Origin of the sequence: Sulfurimonas sp. HSL-3221 (assembly GCF_021044585.1) — a bacterium.
Lineage (GTDB): Bacteria > Campylobacterota > Campylobacteria > Campylobacterales > Sulfurimonadaceae > Thiomicrolovo > Thiomicrolovo sulfuroxydans.
The window spans coordinates 1721347-1738674 of record NZ_CP087998.1; the positions used below are offsets into that span (position 1 = coordinate 1721347).

The 17328-nt window shown below is 57.7% G+C and carries 18 protein-coding genes and 5 tRNA genes; 17 read left to right on the plus strand and 6 right to left on the minus strand.

Annotated elements, in window-relative coordinates; genetic code table 11:
* The first annotated feature begins 5 nt into the window (after window positions 1-5).
* The 15 genes from LOH54_RS08865 to LOH54_RS08935 all read left to right on the plus strand — a co-directional run bounded on the left by LOH54_RS08865 (window position 6) and on the right by LOH54_RS08935 (window position 10206).
* Window positions 6-81: transfer RNA gene (locus LOH54_RS08865), tRNA-Lys, on the plus strand.
* Between the two features lie 83 nt (window positions 82-164).
* A tRNA-Asp gene (locus tag LOH54_RS08870) sits at window positions 165-241 on the plus strand.
* Between the two features lie 11 nt (window positions 242-252).
* Window positions 253-328: transfer RNA gene (locus tag LOH54_RS08875), tRNA-Val, on the plus strand.
* Window positions 329-569: 241 nt separating this feature from the next.
* The gene (locus tag LOH54_RS08880; protein WP_231018546.1) at window positions 570-1649 is read left to right on the plus strand and encodes a lactonase family protein; all 1080 of its coding nucleotides are present in this window, start codon (window positions 570-572) and stop codon (window positions 1647-1649) included.
* 214 nt (window positions 1650-1863) lie between these two features.
* Window positions 1864-1939: transfer RNA gene (locus LOH54_RS08885), tRNA-Glu, on the plus strand.
* Window positions 1940-2010: 71 nt separating this feature from the next.
* Window positions 2011-2087, plus strand: a tRNA-Asp gene (locus LOH54_RS08890).
* A gap of 430 nt (window positions 2088-2517) precedes the next feature.
* A complete protein-coding gene (gene sufB / locus LOH54_RS08895) occupies window positions 2518-3951 on the plus strand; it encodes a Fe-S cluster assembly protein SufB (protein ID WP_231018547.1) in 1434 nt (477 codons plus the stop codon).
* Window positions 3948-4694, plus strand: coding sequence for a Fe-S cluster assembly ATPase SufC (gene sufC / locus LOH54_RS08900; RefSeq protein WP_231018548.1), 747 nt, complete (start codon window positions 3948-3950; stop codon window positions 4692-4694). Before sufB ends, sufC begins: the two co-directional genes overlap by 4 nt.
* The gene (locus tag LOH54_RS08905; protein WP_231018549.1) at window positions 4694-5866 is read left to right on the plus strand and encodes a SufD family Fe-S cluster assembly protein; all 1173 of its coding nucleotides are present in this window, start codon (window positions 4694-4696) and stop codon (window positions 5864-5866) included. Before sufC ends, LOH54_RS08905 begins: the two co-directional genes overlap by 1 nt.
* Window positions 5863-6279 carry a SufE family protein gene (locus LOH54_RS08910; RefSeq protein ID WP_231018550.1) on the plus strand — a complete coding sequence of 139 codons (417 nt, stop codon included), beginning with the start codon at window positions 5863-5865 and terminating at the stop codon, window positions 6277-6279. Before LOH54_RS08905 ends, LOH54_RS08910 begins: the two co-directional genes overlap by 4 nt.
* A 1-nt stretch (window position 6280) precedes the next feature.
* Window positions 6281-6610: an iron-sulfur cluster assembly protein gene (locus LOH54_RS08915; RefSeq protein WP_231018551.1), complete on the plus strand. Its 330-nt coding sequence runs from the start codon at window positions 6281-6283 to the stop codon at window positions 6608-6610.
* Window positions 6611-6647: 37 nt separating this feature from the next.
* A complete protein-coding gene (locus LOH54_RS08920) occupies window positions 6648-7481 on the plus strand; it encodes an HAD-IIB family hydrolase (RefSeq protein ID WP_231018552.1) in 834 nt (277 codons plus the stop codon).
* A complete protein-coding gene (locus LOH54_RS08925; RefSeq protein WP_231018553.1) occupies window positions 7474-8748 on the plus strand; it encodes a sugar MFS transporter in 1275 nt (424 codons plus the stop codon). Before LOH54_RS08920 ends, LOH54_RS08925 begins: the two co-directional genes overlap by 8 nt.
* Window positions 8741-9598: a D-hexose-6-phosphate mutarotase gene (locus LOH54_RS08930; RefSeq protein WP_231018554.1), complete on the plus strand. Its 858-nt coding sequence runs from the start codon at window positions 8741-8743 to the stop codon at window positions 9596-9598. Before LOH54_RS08925 ends, LOH54_RS08930 begins: the two co-directional genes overlap by 8 nt.
* A complete protein-coding gene (locus LOH54_RS08935) occupies window positions 9595-10206 on the plus strand; it encodes a fumarylacetoacetate hydrolase family protein (RefSeq protein WP_231018555.1) in 612 nt (203 codons plus the stop codon). Before LOH54_RS08930 ends, LOH54_RS08935 begins: the two co-directional genes overlap by 4 nt.
* A 332-nt stretch (window positions 10207-10538) precedes the next feature.
* Here the strand turns inward: LOH54_RS08935 and LOH54_RS08940 are convergent, their stop codons facing one another.
* The 5 genes from LOH54_RS08940 to LOH54_RS08960 are packed head-to-tail and all read right to left on the minus strand — an operon-like array spanning window position 10539 to window position 15057.
* Window positions 10539-10823, minus strand: a complete 285-nt coding sequence (locus tag LOH54_RS08940) for a hypothetical protein (RefSeq protein WP_231018556.1) — start codon at window positions 10821-10823, stop codon at window positions 10539-10541.
* A gap of 13 nt (window positions 10824-10836) precedes the next feature.
* On the minus strand, window positions 10837-12279 hold the full coding sequence (locus LOH54_RS08945) for an SLC13 family permease (RefSeq protein WP_231018557.1): 1443 nt from the start codon (window positions 12277-12279) through the stop codon (window positions 10837-10839).
* Between the two features lie 25 nt (window positions 12280-12304).
* Entirely contained in the window at window positions 12305-12970 is a 666-nt protein-coding gene (murU, locus tag LOH54_RS08950; RefSeq protein WP_231018558.1) for an N-acetylmuramate alpha-1-phosphate uridylyltransferase MurU, read from the minus strand.
* Between the two features lie 31 nt (window positions 12971-13001).
* The gene (locus LOH54_RS08955) at window positions 13002-13973 is read right to left on the minus strand and encodes an aminoglycoside phosphotransferase family protein (RefSeq protein WP_231018559.1); all 972 of its coding nucleotides are present in this window, start codon (window positions 13971-13973) and stop codon (window positions 13002-13004) included.
* A complete protein-coding gene (locus LOH54_RS08960) occupies window positions 13966-15057 on the minus strand; it encodes an anhydro-N-acetylmuramic acid kinase (protein ID WP_231018560.1) in 1092 nt (363 codons plus the stop codon). The genes LOH54_RS08955 and LOH54_RS08960 overlap by 8 nt, the downstream gene beginning before the upstream one ends.
* A 72-nt stretch (window positions 15058-15129) precedes the next feature.
* Between LOH54_RS08960 and LOH54_RS08965 the strand changes: the two genes are divergently transcribed.
* Both LOH54_RS08965 and LOH54_RS08970 read left to right on the plus strand, forming a co-directional pair.
* On the plus strand, window positions 15130-15984 hold the full coding sequence (locus LOH54_RS08965) for a DUF808 domain-containing protein (RefSeq protein ID WP_231018561.1): 855 nt from the start codon (window positions 15130-15132) through the stop codon (window positions 15982-15984).
* A 407-nt stretch (window positions 15985-16391) separates the two neighbouring features.
* Entirely contained in the window at window positions 16392-16751 is a 360-nt protein-coding gene (locus LOH54_RS08970) for a hypothetical protein (RefSeq protein WP_231018562.1), read from the plus strand.
* A gap of 62 nt (window positions 16752-16813) precedes the next feature.
* Here the strand turns inward: LOH54_RS08970 and LOH54_RS08975 are convergent, their stop codons facing one another.
* On the minus strand, window positions 16814-17113 hold the full coding sequence (locus LOH54_RS08975; protein ID WP_231018563.1) for a hypothetical protein: 300 nt from the start codon (window positions 17111-17113) through the stop codon (window positions 16814-16816).
* Window positions 17114-17328: the final 215 nt, after the last annotated feature.

Genomic DNA, 17328 nt, shown 5'->3' on the forward strand with positions numbered 1-17328 from the left:
AGCATGTCTCGTTAGCTCAGCTGGTAGAGCACGTCACTTTTAATGATGTGGCCGTTGGTTCGAATCCAACACGGGACACCATCTATTTTGCAAAATGAAATTGATCCAAAATTAATCTTTTTTTAAAGATTAAGCGGTAAAATTTCGCCCTACTTATTACGGATGCGGTGGTAGTTCAGCTGGTTAGAATACCTGCCTGTCACGCAGGGGGTCGCGGGTTCGAGTCCCGTCCACCGCGCCACTTTTTTTTTCGGGCGCTTAGCTCAGTTGGTAGAGCGCTACCCTTACAAGGTAGATGCCACTGGTTCGAGTCCAGTAGTGCCCACCATTTTCCCGAAATACTTTCTTTGTATCACAAAAAACCAATATAACGACACTGAAACTCAAAGTGATCAGCGCCAAAACAGCGCATACTCGCACATCGAAAGATTACACTGCTAAAAGTTCTGTAACATATAGAAATATTTAATAATAAAATACGCTATAACGCCCTATTTACCGGATAAAAACCTTAAGCAACTGCTAATTTTTGTTATGCCATTCTGTGCTATCAACACAAAGGAATGGCTATGAAAAACGTCGGTTTAATAGGTCTGTCATTACTGGCAGCAGCATTAGTTATGTCCACGGGATGTGGCAGCAGCAGTTCAAGTGTTCCTAAATCAAAATACGTCATCACCGCCAATGCGGAAGATGATACCCTCTCCTCTTTCAGCCGTGATACGACAACCGGTGCGTTGACACCGGTTGCGGTGATGGCTGCAGGCTCCAACCCGACCGGCCTGGTGCAGCATCCAAACGGCAAATTCGTCTATTCGATGAACGTGGACGATTGGGACAACACGCTTTCAGCCAGTATCGATACCTGGGAGCTCAATGCCACCGGTGGCCTGTCGCACCTTGCGAACACCAGAGTTGTGGGTATGGCCCTGAACGCCGTTATTACGCCAAACGGCAGATACCTCTACGTCACCGATCAGAATGACTTCGAGTTACACTCATTCAAGATCAATACGACCACGGGTGCATTGACGGAACAGCCTTTCTCACCGACATCAGAGTATGAGGCGCACTCCATTGCTATGCACCCCTCGGGCAAGTTCTTCTATGTCGGTACGGAAGATAATCAGATCCATGGGCATGTCATCACGAATGACGGTAACTACACCGGCACGCCCAATACGCCGTATGCGGCTTCAGGGGCCAACAACTGGCTGGCCATTACACCGAACGGTGATTACCTCTATACGGTCGATGCCACCGGCAATGAGGTCAAGGGCTTCAGTGTGAATGAGAAAACCGGCGAGATCACCCTCATGGCCGGTTTCCCGGTCACGACCACTGGCTCCGGTATGAAAAGCTGTGCCGTAACACCGAACGGTAAGTATTTTTATGTGACAACGAAATCCGATGCTTCCGTCAATGCGTACAACGTCGAATCAAACGGTTCGCTGACATACATCGACACCTATGCCTCCGGCGGCCATCCGAAATCTGTGGCCGTCGACTCCAAGAGCACCTCGCTTTACGTCGCAAATTACGACGATAATAATGTAAGTGCTTTCGAGATCGGCGCAACAGGTGCATTGACACCTATCAGCAAATATGCCGTGGGAGTCGGACCGAAAATGTTGATTACGGCGCATTAAGCCATCAACGACATGGTGTGTCGGTACCTACGCCGGCACATCCCCTTTCAAGATACTTCATTCTTTCATGCCTATCGGCTTATCATCGTATTTTATCTTGTCGCTGCTCACAGGTAGACGTTATTTCCATACCGAAGACAAAGCGGCAATTTTCGATAAATTAATAACAGAATAGGTAACTTCGCAGTATAATCCTCCCCTGCTTTTGCACGATGACCCTTTCGTCTAGGGGCCAAGGACGCTGCCACTTCATGGTAGAGACGGAGGTTCAAATCCTTCAAGGGTCGCCATACGGGTGCTTTTAGATGCCAAAAAAGCTCTTTTTAAAGTTAGCGAAGTATACTTTCGCTCTACTTCATGTGCGGTGGTAGTTCAGCTGGTTAGAATACCTGCCTGTCACGCAGGGGGTCGCGGGTTCGAGTCCCGTCCACCGCGCCATGCTTTTACAATCAAATCACCTTTTATCAACCTATTTCCAACCCCTTCAGAACACACTGACTTTATTTCACCATAGCATCTCTGCCTGTTTTATTTTTTAAGAGTGATTTTGTCTTATTTGCTCTATAGTGGCTGGATAGACACGAGGGCATCACCAAAATCCCTGTGCGGTCTCAGCATAGCAGAGAAAGTCATAATCAAGGCGACGCTTTGAAGACCTAGCCTTAGCTAAGTCGAAAAGTGGCAACGCTGAGTATGGCTTTTCACTGTTATGCCCTGCGGGAGAGCGTTTGAAGCACGATCTTTCTTCCGTTTTCATCTTGACTTAGCTTTTGGCTAGGCCTTCAATGAAAACAAAAAAAATCTCATGCTTCAAATGCTCTCTGAGCTCCACACAGGGACTTTGGTGATGCCCTTAAAAGGAGCCGCTATGGCACAGGCTGAAGTTGACAAAATTCTTGCCAAAGATTACGAACTCGGCTTTACCGTCGATATCGAAGAGGACACCGTCCCCCCGGGGCTGAACGAAGACATTATCCGCTTCATCTCCGCCAAAAAGCATGAGCCCGGGTGGATGACCGAACTGCGCATCAAGGCCCTTCATAAATGGGAAGGGATGGAAGAGCCCCACTGGGCCCATCTGCACTACACCTCCATCGACTACCAGGCCATCTCTTATTTTGCCGCCCCCAAAAAAGCCCCCAACAGCCTCGACGAGGTCGACCCGAAGATCCTTGAAGCCTACGACAAACTCGGCATCCCCCTGGACGAGCAGAAGATGCTCCAGGGCATCGCCGTCGACGCGGTCTTCGACTCCGTCTCGGTCAAGACGACCTACGCCGACACCCTCCAGGAGCTCGGGATCATCTTCTGCTCCATCTCCGAGGCGATGCGCGACCACGCCGAGCTCGTCCAGGAGTATATGTTCTCCGTCGTCCCGATGATGGACAACTACTATGCCGCCCTCAACGCCGCCGTCTTCACGGACGGGACCTTCGTCTACGTTCCCAAAGGGGTCCGCTGCCCGATGGAGCTCTCCACCTACTTTCGCATCAATGCCCAGAACACGGGCCAGTTCGAGCGCACACTCATCATCGCCGACGAAGGCAGCTACGTCTCCTACAACGAAGGGTGTTCCGCCCCGCAGCGCGACGAGAACCAGCTCCACGCCGCCGTCGTAGAGCTGATCGCGAAAAAGGACGCGGAAATAAAGTACTCCACGATCCAGAACTGGTACCCCGGCGACAGCAAGGGCGAAGGGGGGATCTACAACTTCGTCACCAAGCGCGGCATCTGCGAAGGGGAAAATTCCAAGATCTCCTGGACCCAGGTCGAGACGGGCTCCTCGATCACCTGGAAATACCCCAGCTGCATTCTCAAGGGCGACAACAGCGTCGGCGAATTCTACTCCGTCGCCGTCACGAGCCGCGCCCAGCAGGCGGACACCGGCACGAAGATGATCCACATCGGGAAAAACACCCGTTCGACCATCGTCTCCAAGGGGATCTCCGCCATGCACGGCCAGAACAGCTACCGCGGTCTGGTCAAAGTGGGGCCTAACGCAGCGGGGGCGCGCAACTTCAGCCAGTGCGACAGCCTCCTTATCGGCGGGGAGTGCGGGGCCCACACCTTCCCCTACCTCGAGTCGCAGGAGCCCTCGGCACAGATCGAGCACGAGGCGACAACAAGCAAGATCAGCGACGAGCAGCTCTTCTACCTCCGCTCGCGGGGTATCGGCGAAGAGGATGCCGTCTCCATGATCGTCCACGGCTTCTGTAAGGAGGTCTTCGCCCAGCTCCCCATGGAGTTCGCCGTCGAAGCCAAAGAGCTGCTCAATCTCACCCTGGAAGGAAGTGTCGGATGATGGAGATAAAGAACCTGCATGCCGCAATCGGCGGCAACACCATTCTCAAAGGCCTCAGCCTGACCCTGGAAAAGGGGAAAGTCCATGCCATCATGGGCCCCAACGGCGCGGGAAAATCGACCCTCTCCAAAGCCGTCGTCGGCCATTACGACGTCGACGTCACGGAGGGAGAAATCATTTACGACGGACAGAATGTCCTTGAACTGGAACCGGAGGAGCGGGCACTGGCAGGGATCTTCCTCAGTTTCCAGAATCCCGTCGAGGTACCCGGCGTCAACAACGCCTATTTCCTGCGTACCGCCCTCAACGCCAAGGAGCGCCATGAGGGTAAACCCGAAACGAACGCGGCGCAGTTTCTGCGGCTGATGCGCAACCACGTCGAACAGCTGGGGATGAAACCCGACATGATCTCGCGCAACCTCAACGAAGGCTTCTCCGGCGGCGAGAAAAAACGCAATGAGATCCTGCAGATGGAGATCCTGCAACCCGACGTCATCCTCCTCGACGAGATCGACTCCGGCCTCGACATCGATGCGCTGAAAGCCGTCTCCGAGGGGATCAACCGGATGAAGAACGGGGAGCGCACCTTCCTCGTCATCACCCACTACAGCCGCATCCTCGACTACATCGACCCCGACTATATCCATGTCCTCCAGGACGGAAAAATCGTCAAAACAGGCGGCCCGGAACTGGTCAAGCGCCTCGAGTCCGAGGGCTACGGGGCGATCGCGGAGGATGCATGATGGGCGCGCTGACCCTTGACCTCGTCCGGGAACAGGCCCAGGAACCGCTGTTCGAACGGCTCACTACCCTCGGGCTTCCCGGCAACAAAACGGAGCAGTACCGCCATTTCGCAATCAAACCCCTGTTCGCACGGGACTATACCCTCAAGACGGCGGCAGTGCACACACCGAAAACCGGCGAACGGCTCGTCATCGAAAACGGGACCGTCACCGAAATCCCGTCGGGCTGTTCGGTCTCCTACCGCTCAGCATTCCCAGCCGATCCGGACCATTACGACGCGCTCTATTTTCTCTCGCACCTGCTGGCGCCCGCCGTCATCGCGCTCGAAATCACCACGAACGTAAATTTTGAGCTCCGGCATATCGTCAGCGATGCGCGGACCCTGCTGCCCTACCGTCTCTCTGTCACCGTCGCGCCCGGCAAGCAGGCGGAACTCTTCGAGACCTTTCGGGGGGAAGGGAGCACGGAGAGCTTAGTGCTGTACGGTATCGACGCCGAGATCGGCGCCGGGGCCGCCCTGCGGTGGATCCGTGACGAGAGCGGCACGTCGGAGGAGACGGCGCTTATCGGCACACACCGCTTCCATGTCGGCGCAAACGGCCGGCTGGAGCTGAGGACCTTCGACTTCGGCAGCGCCCAGGCCCTGCACCTCTACAAGATCGACCTGGAGAGCCATGCCCGCTGCGACGCCGGACACCTGCTAATGGCGTCGGGCACGGCGCGCCGGGGCAACGTCGTGCATATCATCCATCACGCGCCCCATGCGACCTGCGTCCAGGAGGCCCGCAGCGTCCTGCGCGGGGCGGCCACCGGGATCTTCGACGGCCTCATCCGCGTCGACGCAAAGGCGCGCTACGCCGACGCGCGGCAAAACACCAAAGCCGTGCTGCTCTCCCCGCAGGCCTATATGTACGCCAAGCCGCAACTGGAGATCTATACCGACGAGCTCGAAGCGTCCCACGGGGCGACCATAGGCCAGCTCGATGAAGACGCCCTCTTCTACCTGCGTTCGCGGGGGATCGCGGAGGAGGAGGCGCGCAGCATGCTCGTTCTCGCCTTCGCCGACGCCCTCATTGGCAGTGTCGGCGACAGCGCCTACGCCGAACGCATCCGTGCCGATTTCCAATCGGCCTATTTTACGGCGCCAGACGCCGCAAAGGAGACACCATGACGATGGATGAACAGGTTCAGCTCTACAAAGAGGACCTTGCCCTCCTCCCCGACAAAGACGCAAAAATGGAATACATCCTCGATTTCGGCAAGGAGGCGGGGACACTTGAACCGCAATACAAAACCGACGAGAACATCATCAAAGGATGCTCCTCCCTGGCGTGGCTGCACAAAGCTTATGACAAGGGAAAGATCCTCCTTGAGGCCGAAGGGGACTCCATCATCGCCAAGGGGATGCTCGTGATGCTTCTGGGCATCTTCCACGACCGTACCCCCGACGAGATCCTCGCCTTCGATCCGAACAAACTGAAAGAGATGGGAGTCATGGAACTGCTCAGCCCCGTCCGCCAGCAGGGACTCGAGGCCTTCCTCAACGTCATTTACGGGTACGCCAAGGCCTGCAAAGGGGAGTGAGATGAAGTTCGACGCCCTCAAAGAGAAGATCACCGAAAAGCTGCGCGGCATCTATGACCCGGAGATCCCCGTCAACATCTACGACCTGGGGCTTATCTACGGCATCGACTGCGCCAAAGAGAGCGGCGGGGCGACCAAGTGCGTCGTGACAATGACCCTCACCTCCGCCACCTGCCCCGTCTCCGAGAGCCTCATCGACCAGGTCCGCAACATCGGCTACCTCATCGACGACGAACCCGACCTCGTCGTTGAAGCCAACCTCGTCTTCGATCCCCCCTGGACGATGGAGAAGATGAGCGAGGAGGCGCGGCTGCAGCTGGGGATGCTGTAAGTCCGTTTCCAAGCGCACAAGTGCTACACTATGCCTTATGAATAGTCCCGTTTTTCTGACCGATCTTGACCACACCTTTCTGCGCTCCGACCAGAGCGTCAGCCCCTTCTCCCGCGACGTCTGGAACCGCATTGCCCGCCACACGCCCCTGACCGTCGCCACGGCACGCAGTTTTTCCAAGTCGCACGATTTCCTCAGCGCCCTGCATCTCGAAGCGCCAATGATCCTGCTCGACGGCTCCATGGTCGTCCTGCCGGACAAGACCCTCATTGACATCAAAACGGTCGGCAAAGAGATCGGGGACGAACTGATCGAGGCGGGACGCCGCTTTGACAACATCGAGCCCTTTGTCATCGGCCTCACCGACCGCGACCTCAACGAAGCGTTCCGCTACCCCGAAAAGGTCACGCCGATGCAGCGGCAGGTGCTTGAGAACTACCGGAGCGATCCCCGCCTGGAGCGGTTGGGACGTATGGAGGCGATGGACGAGACTCTCAAGATCGTCTACATGGCTGAAGAGGCGCGCCTGCGGCCCCTCACGGAGCATTTCAGGGCGCTCTTCGGCGATGCGCTGGAGTTCAAGCTCTCCCCGGAGAAGTATACGGGGGGCTACTACCTCACCATCCTGCACCCCCTCGGCGACAAGGCCCACGCCATGGCAAAAGTCGCCGAATACATGGAGCACGATACCGCCGACTTCACCGTCTTCGGCGACAGCCTCAACGACCTGGGAATGTTCGAACTCGCCGGGACCGCCTGCGCTGTGCAGAACGCCCTGGATGAGGTGAAAGCCGCCGCGGACATCGTGCTGCCCCACACCAACGACGAAGATGCCGTCGCACGCTACCTGCAGGAGACGCTCCATGCCTGACAAAGCCTCCGCCCTCCTGCCCATGAGCATCCTCGGCCTCCTCTTTTTCATCTTCGGATTCGTCACCTGGCTCAACGGCTCGCTCATCCCCTTTCTCAAAATCATCTGCGACCTCACCGCCTTTGAAGCGCTCCTTGTCACCTTCGCCTTCTACATCGCCTATACGGTGATGGCCCTGCCGATGGCAATCGTGCTGCGCTACACCGGCTACAAGCAGGGGATGGCCCTGGGGCTCGGCATCATGGCCGCCGGGGCCCTCCTCTTCATCCCCGCGGCCCAGAGTGCGGACTACCGCCTCTTCCTCGGCGGCCTCTTTACCCTGGGGGCGGGCCTCACCCTGCTGCAGACGGCATCGAACCCCTACATCGTTCATATCGGCCCCCACGAGAGCGCCGCGGCGCGCATCAGCATCATGGGGCTCATCAACAAGGGCGCCGGCGTCCTCGCCCCGCTGCTCTTTACCGCCCTCATCTTCGCCGACCTCACCGCCCCCGTCTCGGCCGACGCGACGCCGGAAGTGAAAGCGGCCCTGGCGCAGAAACTTGTCAGCCCCTACCTGTCAATGGCCTCGGCCCTCGCGCTGCTGGCGGTCTTCGTCCGTCTTGCGCCCCTGCCGAAACTCCCCTTCGAAGCCGTCCCCGCCGCACCGGGCGATTCCGTCTGGCGCCATCCGCACCTCCTGCTCGGGGCCGTCACCCTCTTTTTCTATGTCGGCATCGAGGTGATCGCGGGAGACACTATCGGTCTCTACGGCCAATCGCTCGGCATCGAAAACGCGACGGCGCTCACCGCCTATACGATGGTCTTTATGGTCCTGGGCTACCTCATCGGCGTGACGACGATCCCAAGGTTCATCTCCCAGGAGAAGGCGCTGCGCTACACGGCACTGGCCGGTCTGATCTTTACGGCCGGGATCCTCTGGAGCAGCGAGCAGAGCCACACGGTCGCGTCGATCCTCTGGGGCTGGAGCGGCATCGGTACGCTGCCCGACAGCCTCACCTTCGTCGCCCTGCTGGGGCTCGCCAACGCCCTCGTCTGGCCCGCCGTCTGGCCCCTGGCACTCAAGGACCTGGGTCCCCTCACGGCCAAGGGGAGTGCCCTGCTCATCATGGGCATCGCCGGCGGCGCCCTGCTGCCGCTGCTCTTCGGCCAGATCGGGGAGATGGGCGGCACCCTGCGCCACGGCTATGCCCTGGGCTTCGTCTGTTACGCCTTTATCTTCTACTACGCCCTCACTGGCCACAGCATAAGGAGAACCCATGCATAAGCTTGTCACATCGGAAAACGGCCTGGAAATCCTCGAGATCATCAACACCGAAGCCACGGCCAAGATCGCCCTGCAGGGGGCGCATCTTTTCGAATACGCCCGCCACGGCCAGCCCGAAATGCTCTGGCTGAGCCCGACGGCCCGTTTCGAGCCGGGACGGGCCATCCGCGGCGGCGTCCCCGTCTGCTGGCCCTGGTTCGGCTCGGACCCCGACATCCCCGACCGGCCCCAGCACGGTTTCGCCCGCGCCGTCCTATGGCGGTTGGAGAGCGTCGAGGAGGCGGAGGAGAGCGCGACCGTCGTTACCCTGAAGCTCGACGACACGATGCTCGAACAGCACGAGCGCCGCTGGTTTCCCTACCTCTTCGAACTGACGATGCGCATCACTATCGGCGAGCAGCTTGAACTCGCCCTTACGACAAAGAACCTGGGGGAAGAACCCTTCGAGATCACCGAGGCGCTGCACACCTACTTCAGCCTCGGCAATATCGCCGCCGCCAGCATCGTCGGGCTGGAGGGGGTCACCTACGCCGACGCCCTGGACGGGTTTGCCAAGAAATCCTCCGGCGCCCCCATCGGGATCACCCGGGAGACCGACCGCGTCTACCTCGATACTGAGGACACAATCATCCTTCTCGACGAGCGTCTGGGACGCACGGTCATCGTCGGCAAAAGCGGCAGCAGCTCCACCGTCGTCTGGAACCCCTGGATCGACAAAGCGGCGCGCATGGAGGATTTTGCCGACGACGGCTACAACACGATGGTCTGCATCGAAACGGCCAACGCCCTCTCCAACACCGTCACCGTCGCCCCGGGCGATTTCCATACGATCACGCAGAGCATCAAGTGAGGGCGGTCATTTTCGACGGCCGGGAGTTCTCGCCGTCCAAGGTCGTCTGCATCGGCCGCAACTATGTCGAACACATCGAAGAGCTCGGCAACGAGATCCCTGAGCAGATGGTCGTCTTCAACAAACCCAACTCCGCCGTCACCGACACCCTCCGCTACGTCGAGCCGACCTGCCGCTTCGAGGGGGAAATCTGTTTTCTCATTGAAAAGGGGGAGATCGCAGGAATAGGCTTCGGTCTCGACCTCACCAAGGCCTCAATCCAGAACCGTTTGAAAGAGAAGGGCCTGCCCTGGGAACGGGCGAAGGGGTTCGACGGTTCGGCCGTTCTGAGCGACTTCGTCCCCTTCAACGGCCCGATGGATTCGCTGCGGATGACCCTGCACGTCGACGGCAAACTGCAGCAATACGCCGGCTACGGTCTTATGATGTACAAACCCTCAGTCATGCTCGAAGAGATCAAATCGTTTATGACGCTCGAGGACGGCGACATCATTATGAGCGGCACGCCCAAGGGGGTCAGCACCTACGAAGCCGGGCAGACCTTTGTCGGGCGGGTCTACTCGGACGAAACCCTGCTTATCGAGCAAACGTGGGTTGTTCAAGGCTAGAAGAAAGACCACTTCCAACTGATTATGTAGGAAGTGCGATTATTCTGTTGTATTTTCGTCAACTTCTTCATTGATGATACTTTTTTTATGTCTATGATCAGCGATGATTACGAGAATGAATGCGAATGCAAAAAAAAGATTAATAGCAGCCCATATGGGATGCCCTGCGTGATAAGCAGTATATAGTAATATGATTATTGTGATATACAGAAATATAATCATCTACTCTTTTTCTCTCCTTTATTAGTAATTCTGATTACACATGATCACAATATACTGTATACAATTCCACACCCAAAATTGATACAAATTTCAGGTATGTCAGTGCCGCATCACCACCGAGGTCCATATTTAAAGAAAGTATAAATATACATCAACGCAATCCCAAGCGCTGCCAGTTGTAACTCAGGGGTTCGCGTCATGTGGAGATCTTCTATCAGTGAACCGCCTTTGAAAATCACTCCATATGAACCAATACAAACAAACATGAGAGTGAGATAGATGATTCCCTTGAGGTCAAAAAAATACTCATGTTTGTACCTAAACACCTTTTTAAGAATAAGTGTCACAACACCCCAGAGGGCAATTGACACGAGCATAAAGATAATAACTTCCATCAACCACTCCAGGTTAAAAAAACGTAGACACCAGGTAGATCCAGCCAAGGATCACAAGGGGTCCCAACACCCCCGAAACGATTCCCATCAGCCAGAAATCCCGGCTTTTCAGTGCCCCCGACGCGAAGACGATGGCGTTGGGCGGCGTCGAGACCGGCAGCGCCATCGCCAGCGAGGCGCTCAGTGCGACGGTGACGACGGCGAGCATCGGACTGCTGTTGCCGATGACGACGGCGACGGCCGCGACCAGGGGCAGCAGGATGTTCGCCGCGGCCGTATTGCTCATAAAGTTCGACAGCAGCACGACGAGGTAGGCGAAGATCGGAACGAGCAGGAGCAGCGGCAGCGTCTGTTCGGCAAAGAGCGTCGCGATCCAGTCATCCAACCCGCTGCTGCTCACGGCGCTCCCCAGGGAAAGGCCACCAATGATGAGGATGATGACGTCCCAGTGCAGCGCCCGGATATCCTCCGCTTCCAGGATGCCCAGCATTGTGAAGATGACGATGGGCAGGAAGGAGACGACCGTCGTCGGGATGTGGTGCAGCGGCCCCGTCAGCCAGAGCATTATTGTCAGTGAAAAGGTGAGGACGACGGCGCTCTTTTTCCAGCTGGGCACACTCGGCACCGTCGCATGCACAATACTGGTGTCGTCCGTGTGGTCGACCCCGTGCAGCGGACCGAGATCGATCAAAGGTTCGTTGGAGGGGTAGCGCTTCAGCAGCAGGTAGCGCAACGAAATAACCAGCAGCAGCGCCGGCGGCAGGGCCAGCATCATCCAGCCCACGAAGCTGGGGGCGGAGGTTCCCAGCAGCCCCACGGCGATGGCGTTGGGCGGCGTCCCGATGATGGTCCCCATCCCCCCGATATTGGCGGCCATCGTCACGGCGAGCATCAGCCCTTTTCTGTAGGGGTTGTCCGGCCGCATCGTGGCGAGCATGGGGAAGAGGATCGAGACGATCAGAGCGGCCGTCGCCGTATTGGAGATGAACATCGACATCGTGAAGGTCACCAGAATCATCCCGCTCATGATGTGCTCGGGGCGGTTGCCTACGAGGAAAAGGACCCGTTTGGCGATCCAGATATCCAGGCGGGTCTTCGACGCCGCACTGGCCATGATGAACCCGGCCAGGAAGAGGAAAACGAGGGGGCTGGCCCACGGCGAGAGGAATGCTTCCCACTCCCCGCCGGGGATGAGGCCGAGCAGCACTATTTCCAGCGCGATGATGAGGAAGGAGACGGCAAAGGCGGGGATGGCCTCCGTCAGCCAGAGCCCGGCGGCGAAGATGAGAATGAAAAAGGTCGCCCGCCCTTCGCTCCCCAACCCGGTGTAGGCGGGCAGATACGCCGCCAGCAGCGCAATGATCAGCGAAACGGCAAAGCGGATAAGGCGGTCTGCCCGGTTTTCGGCACCCCCCAGGTTGGCGAACTTCCGAATCCCCTGCCGCGTATCGATCATCTTCTACCTTCCCTCATCGCGACGTTCAGCCCTCTTCGTTCAGTTCAGCCAGCCGCTCCGGCGTCCCGATGTCCCGCCACTCTCCCTCGTAGAGTTCCGCCGAGACGAGGTTTCCTGCCATCTTCGTACAGTAAGTGATTTTTAGAGGCTTGTTGCCGTAAGTAAGTCCCCAGAAGAACTTGGGCGCATAGTAGCCGATGCCCGAAAAAGTGTAGTTGTCTTCATCCTCGTCGCAAGCGGCGCGCCCCTCTTCGATGGCAAAGTCGCCTTCGGGGTTGTGCTCAGGGTTGGGCACGAGGATCAGGTGCCCCAGTGATGCGGGCAGTTCGAACGACGTGTCGAAGGGGAAGTCCGTCCAGACGTCACCGCTGATGATGAGAAACGTCTCGTCTCCCAGCATCCCCAGCGCCTTGACGATGCCCCCTATCACCCCCAGAGGCTCCTCGTGCTGCTCGTCAGAGTAGAGAATCTCCACCCCCCACTTTGACCCGTCGCCCAGCGCTTCGGGGATCATATAGCCCAGGTAGGCGATGTTGATCACGATCCGTTTGAAGCCCGCCGCCGCGAGGCGTTCGATGTGATGCACAATAAGCGGTTTCCCCCGGACTTCAAGCAGGGGCTTCGGGATCGTCTCGGTGAGCGGGCGCATCCGCTCGCCCTTGCCTGCCGCCAAAATCATCGCTGTATCCATTCATTTTCTCCTTTTTTTAGACGTATGGTTTCTATTGCGCTTCACCCTTCGCCGGAAGCGGCGGCAGTGTCACCCGCTCAAGCAGTGCGGCGAGCGGCTTCGTCTCTTCGTAGCGGTTGGCCGCTTCTATCGTGTAGCGCAGCGTCAGCGGCAGGTCGCCGAGGTAGCCCGGTTTGCCGTCGCGCAGCCAGAGCCGCGCAAAGATGCCCAGCACCTTGATGTGGCGCTGCAGTCCCATGAAGTCGAACCACTTCAGAAAAGTCGCGTCGTCGGCGACGATGCCCGCCCTGTCCCGGAAGCGCAGCGCCAGCGCCGCCATCTCTTCGGGCTCGAAACGGATGTAGAGGTCCTTGAGCAGGGAGACGAGGTCGTAGGTCACGGCCCCCTTCATGGCGTCCTGGTAGTCGATGACCCCCGTTTCGTCCGAGGGTGTCACCATGATGTTGCGCGAATGAAAATCGCGGTGGACGAAGACGCCCTGCGGCTGCGACAGCACCGTCTCCGAGATCGTGTCCAGCACCTCCGCGAGCATCCGCTCCTCCTCTTCGCTGAGGGTCATCCCGAGGTATTTTTCCAGGAACCAGGTCTTCATCAGGTCCATCTCAAAGTGCAAAAAGGGCTTGTCGTAGAGCGGCAGCCCCTCCGCATCCGCCGCCTGCATCTTGACGATCTCGTCGATGGCGCTGCTGTAGTAGGAGTCGAAGTTCGCCTCGTTCAGGACATTGAGCAGGGAGCGTGAGCCGAAATCCTCCAGGACGAGGAAGCCCTCCGCCCTGTCTTCCAGGTAGACCTGCGGCGCCTTGACGTCGACGCCGAGCAGCCTCCCCGTCACATCGAGGAAAGGCGCAAGCGACTCCTTCTCCAGCGAAGCGTCCATGACAATGAGCTTCTCCCTCCCCCGGCGCAGCCGGAAATAGCGCCGGAAACTGGCGTCGGCACTGGCGACTTCCACCTCCCAGTCGCGGTAGGGCGTCTTTGCCAGCCACGCTTTTACTTTATGCATATATCCCCCCGAGGATCGTATTTTGCGACGCGCCCGTCACGCTGGAGAGCTCGACGGCCTCTTCATTCATGCGCTTTTGAGCCAGCCAGGCGAAGGCCATCGCCTCCATCCATTCGCCGGGAATCCCGTATTCGTCCGTGCGGACAACCTCGACGCCCTCCAGCAGCGAGGCGATCCGCCCCCGCAGGTAGACGTTCTCCGCCCCGCCGCCGCAGAGCAGCAGTCTCGACGGGGCGTATTTCACGGCCTCCTGCGCAATGCTGCGCGCCGTCAGCTCCGTCAGGGTCGCCAGGAAGGCGTCGCTGCGCATCCCCTCTTTGACAAAGCGCTCCGCCCACGCGGCGTTGAAATACTCCCGCCCCGTGCTTTTGGGTGCCGGGCGCGCAAAATAGGAGTCGGAGAGCATGGCGCCCAGCACACCTTCGTCTACTTCCCCCCGCTGTGCGATGGTGCCGTTTTCATCGTAGGCGCAGCCGAACTTCTCCGCGCACCAGCCGTCCATCAGCACGTTTCCCGGCCCCGTATCGTACCCCAGCAGTTCGTCGCCGATGACGGTGATGTTGGCCATCCCGCCGATATTGACGACGAGGGTGCGCCCTTCGAGCTTTTCGAAAAGGAAGCGGTGAAACGCCGGGGCAAAGGGCGCGCCCTGCCCCCCGAACGCCATATCTTTCCGGCGGAAATCCGCGACGGTCCTGATGCCCGTACGGGCGCAGACGATGGTGGGGTCCCCCAGCTGCATCGTAAAGGGGTTGGGGCCTGTGGGGCGGTGCCAGAGCGTCTGGCCGTGCAGGCCTATTGCCTCGATCCGGGCGGTGTCGAGGTGGTGCTCGCGGATGAGCGCCTGGACGGCGTCGGCGAAGAGGATGCCCAGCCGGTGATCGAGCTCCCCTATCTCCTCCAGCGTCGTGCTGCCGCCGATGACACGGAGCAGGTCCGCGCGCAGCTGCGCGTCAAAGGGGTAGGCAAGCGACGCCGCCAGCTCGATGCCCTCCCCGTCCACGGGACAGAGCACGACGTCCACCCCGTCCAGGCTCGTTCCCGACATGACACCGATATAACACTGTTTCGAATCAAAGCTCATTTTCATTCCTACCGATATGGTACTATATGCAACTTTATCCAGGGCACGACCATCATCCAATAGGAGATTTGCATGACCGGAGGCTTCTTTGCCATTCTCGACGATATCGCGGCGCTGCTCGACGACACGGCCGTCATGAGCAAGGTCGCGGCCAAAAAAGTGGGCGGCGTCCTGGGCGACGACCTCGCCGTCAACGCCGAGCAGGCCTCCGGCCACGCCAGTTCGCGCGAACTGCCCGTGCTCTGGGCCATTACCAAGGGCTCTTTCCGCAACAAGGCGATCATCCTCCCCATCGCCTTCCTGCTCAGCGCCTTCGCCCCCTGGGCGATCGTGCCCATCCTGATGCTCGGGGCGGCCTACCTCAGCTACGAGGGGGCGGAAAAAGTACTGGAATACCTGCGGCCGGGTCATCATGGGGAAGAGCAAAAAGGCGCCGTAGATGAAGCCGCCAAGATCACATCGGCCATCCGCACCGACTTCATCCTCTCTATCGAGATCATCGTCATCGCCCTGGGCGTCGTCGCCGGGGAAGCGCTGACAACCCAGATCCTCGTCGTCACCCTGATCGCGCTGCTGGCAACCGTGGGGGTCTACGGCATCGTCGCGCTGATGGTGCGCATGGATGACATGGGCTTCGCCCTGGTCGGTTTCAGCCAGACAAGCACGGGCACAAAGGCCGTCCTCCTGAAACGCTCCGGCCTCCTGCTGGTGCAGGCCATGCCGAAACTCATCAAGGCGCTGGGCTACATCGGCACCGTGGCGATGCTGCTGGTGGGCGGCGGCATCTTCGTCCACCACTTAGAGTGGCTACACCACGCCCTCGCATTCCTGCCCTCCGTCCTGCCCGAACTCGTAAGCGGCCTGGCTGCCGGGCTATTCCTTGTCACTGTTGTCTCGGCGTCGAAGCTTTTAACGCACCGGGAATGATCGCGCCTTTCAAAATAAAAACACAAAATGTGTTTTTATTGCTTTTTTCGACAAATCAATCTCATTTTCGTTCATTTAACGCGTTTTTCGTCATTAAACACATATGAAAATTTTTCTTTCCAGGCAGCTTTACACCCAATTTTCATGGTAATAATGTAATTTTTTTCAAAATGAAAACACATTTTTTATGTTAATTAATAATGCTATACAAGATTAAAATGCTAGTATGTTCGTTGAATAAATAGTTATCCGCTCGCTACGCGACCGGATAACGGGGGCGCGGGCTGAACACCCGCTGGTCATCTGTCGCATAGCGCCAGATAACAAGCGGATGCACCGATCACCCTCCAGAAAATTGAAATTTTCCGCAGGGCGTCGGTGACCCGCGCCCCCGTTAGGCAAATGAAATGAACACTATAGGAACATGGAACTGGTGGCGATCAAAGCGACGAGATTACAACCGTTGGTTAGTCTTTGCTGGTCTATCTGCATTCATGGCCTATGCTTTACTAATATTCTCTTTCCCAAAAGTAATACCGGATGCGGAAGTTACGGCATTTACAATACTGTTCCAAGGAGTAGGATATTTAATTGCCATAGCGTTGGCAAATGTATTTTTCTTTCTCGGGCCCATCAGTGAGCGATTATTAAAGCCAGTTGATCCGGAACATTTTAGGAAAATTACATATGGAATTGGAAAGTGGCTTTCCGTAGCGTTGCCATTTAGCATTCCAGCCATCGTACTCTATGAAATAGTGAACAAATAAGATGCCTAACAAACCAAAAGAGACCAATCAAAAACCCGCGGGCGGCTTTTTGATTGCTTATTTTAAACGTTGCTCGTTTTTCCACCCAACTGCATCATAACAAACGCCACCGCTGTCCCCCCGACAAGCTGATCGGCCAAAGAGAACGCCCCACCAAAGCAGTAGGGCTGCAAAAGCAACACTGTGACAAAACCGCCGCCCAGGGCCCACGGCACCGCCTGGGCGCTTCCGCGTTTTGTAAAGAGCGCCGAGGCGTAGACGCCCAGCAGGCCGGCATAGGCGAAGCTCATGACCCCCAGCGCGAAACTGACCAGCGGCAGGTCCGTCGCACGCTGCCAGTAGTAGCTCACGACGGCCATCATTGTCAGCACGAGTGCAAAGAGCAGTACGGCCTGGCTTTCCTCCCTTCCCTCCTGCCCGAACTCGCAAGTGGCCTCGTCGCCGGGATGCCGCCGGTGGCAATTATGATAGCCTGGGAGCGTTTAGTACAACGGCAGTGACCCTTGCGGACAAACAGAATTAGGAAAAAGCTTCTGACAGAGTAATTCACAAAAATTTAAAAATATTAATATATTTT